This window comes from Rhodanobacter sp. OR92, from assembly GCF_000427545.1.
GTDB lineage: Bacteria > Pseudomonadota > Gammaproteobacteria > Xanthomonadales > Rhodanobacteraceae > Rhodanobacter > Rhodanobacter denitrificans.
In genome coordinates this window covers 130346-130961 of record NZ_KE386556.1, presented here as the reverse complement: position 1 = coordinate 130961, position 616 = coordinate 130346, and the positions used below count along the sequence as shown (strand labels likewise).

At 61.0% G+C, this 616-nt stretch carries 1 CRISPR repeat array.

Annotated elements, in window-relative coordinates:
* Position 1: 1 nt before the first annotated feature.
* A CRISPR array of direct repeats spans positions 2-616; the repeat unit is 36 nt; unit sequence GTGATCCGCAGCGAAGAGCTGCGGCCTCATTGAAGC.

Sequence of the window (616 nt, the reverse complement as noted above, 5' to 3'; positions counted from 1 at the left end):
TGTGATCCGCAGCGAAGAGCTGCGGCCTCATTGAAGCTGGACTTCGCGCGCAACACGGCGAACCTCGGCCCTAGTGATCCGCAGCGAAGAGCTGCGGCCTCATTGAAGCTACCACCGCGGCATCGCCAAGGGTACCGAACTCTCGGGTGATCCGCAGCGAAGAGCTGCGGCCTCATTGAAGCGTCGCAGGCGTAGAAGATCGGATCAAGCTGCCCGGGTGATCCGCAGCGAAGAGCTGCGGCCTCATTGAAGCCCGTTGGTACGGTCGCAGCGTCGGCATCGAAAAACCGTGATCCGCAGCGAAGAGCTGCGGCCTCATTGAAGCGCTGACTGCAACCGGGTATGAGATGTGGATCAATGCGTGATCCGCAGCGAAGAGCTGCGGCCTCATTGAAGCAGAGCCCCCGACACAAAAGACAACATGTTGTCCAACGTGATCCGCAGCGAAGAGCTGCGGCCTCATTGAAGCTACGGCACGGCACGATGGCAGGCAGTCAGGGCAGGGCGTGATCCGCAGCGAAGAGCTGCGGCCTCATTGAAGCCATGTCGGCAAAGTGCCCTGGACGACCACCGATGAGCTGTGATCCGCAGCGAAGAGCTGCGGCCTCATTGAAGC